The 1,686-nt window shown below is 58.3% G+C and carries 1 protein-coding gene; it reads right to left on the bottom strand.

The features are described from left to right. Positions 1-161 precede the first annotated feature (161 nt). Complete coding sequence (locus D7231_RS36355; RefSeq protein ID WP_147449873.1) at positions 162-527, bottom strand: hypothetical protein; 366 nt, start codon at positions 525-527, stop codon at positions 162-164. Positions 528-1,686 lie beyond the last annotated feature (1,159 nt).

Below are 1,686 nucleotides of genomic sequence, written 5' to 3' on the forward strand. Positions count from 1 at the left end.
CGTGCCGTAGGGGCCATTCATCACGTAGTTCGGCGCAAGGATGCCCCTTGCAGGATGCATTGTTGTCCAAGGGCACGAAGGTGTGGACCATCGGAACTTCATGGCGATCCTGGTGACCGACAGGGCTCCCTACCGGCCACCTGGATGCCTCTGTGGCCGGCTTACCGACTAACTGCTGGCCGAGATGAAAGGTCGCTGCGCTGTGCGAAGTTGCCGCCGAGGCCGTTCGCGCACTTGCCGGCAGCTGGCATGTGAAGGCTTTCCAGTACCTCTCGTCTAAAGAGGGCCATTTGGACGGACCCGAATGCCTGGGCGAAGCATTCATGGATTCCCGTTGTCGGTTCATGAATCTCCCTGATCTGCTCGATCAAGTACGTTAGGGCATCCAGGGCGGCATAAAGGTCTTTGTTTGCGTTGATCATCTTGCTGGCGATATCACTACTCGTCCGGAACGTTACGCCCTGCCCGTTGAAATTGTTGAACTCATCCCGCCCGAAAGCCTGCGACTCACTTGCGACCTTGGACATGCGCACCCCCTATAGGAATGACAATTTGCCAAATTTTTGACTGTCAGCACCCTCTTCATCCCGGGCGCCACAGAAGTCCGCGAGGCAAAAGGTAGCGAGGCATGGCTGCCTGGCAAATGCAAGCATTGCTTGTTAGGTTTTGCCTACGATATGAGAATCACACGATCCGACATGTCCCGACGGTTCGAACCTCGAGTCGCTGCCCGAGGCTGAAATGAAGGAAGTCGGCAGCGCAGGCTATGGAAAGCCTACCTGCAAGGGGTCTCTACGCCCATCTCGCGCAAGGTGGCGACTCGGCCACCCCACCTCAGTAATATAAAAGTGAAATCAGAGATCGAAAATATGAACGAAGCAGGGGACGTATGTTCGAAGGTGAAGATCAAGGCGAATGGTCAACGAAAAGCAAGGGCGAGGCACCCAAAAGAGCTTCCCTGCGTGAACTGTGGTACCCTCACGCGACTCCTTAGGGTGACACGCTGTCGCCAGAACGTCAAGATTTCGCGAAGAGCATCTCGCGCCCCTCAAAACCTCTTCATGGCTAGGTATACCTCTCGCCAACGCCTATCTTTCTGTAGTTACATATGCTGAAACGGTGTGCTCGGTGTCAAACGTGCAAAACAACGCACGCTCCTGCACATACCTTTGCGCCCCTCTCAAAGAGCTCACAACGATGACGAGGCGCATGTTCGCCGAACTGGGCAGCCGGGGGCTTCTTCGGCGCACCGAGGCGACGTGGTGATCCGAGTGCAGACTGCCCTGCCGCCCGATTAGTGTGCATCCCCTCGTTCAGGAAAGAGGTGGCATCCTCTTCTCGCGGACCCTGGCCGAACCTCATCGGGACCAGTCGGGTATAGGCACGACGAACTCGAACCCAGCAGCCGGACTGTCCCAGACACCTACCAGCGCGCCTACCAGATCTCGTCCCACCGGGCCCAAACGCCTCTTGGCGCGAGGCGTAAGTGGTTGCGGCAGGCGGTGAACCGACCGGCATAGCGGGCCACCCGCTCACCAATGTTGCAACATTGCGCCACCCTGGTACTTCGACGCCATCGCCCTTAACGCCGCGTTGCCCTTGACTTCCTCCGCCCTGCCCTCCGTGCACCGGGGCAGCGCTCGGGACGCGGTCTATCCCCCTGCGCCTTGAGAACTCTGTCGGGCC

Origin of the sequence: Streptomyces klenkii (assembly GCF_003626645.1) — a bacterium.
Lineage (GTDB): Bacteria > Actinomycetota > Actinomycetes > Streptomycetales > Streptomycetaceae > Streptomyces > Streptomyces klenkii.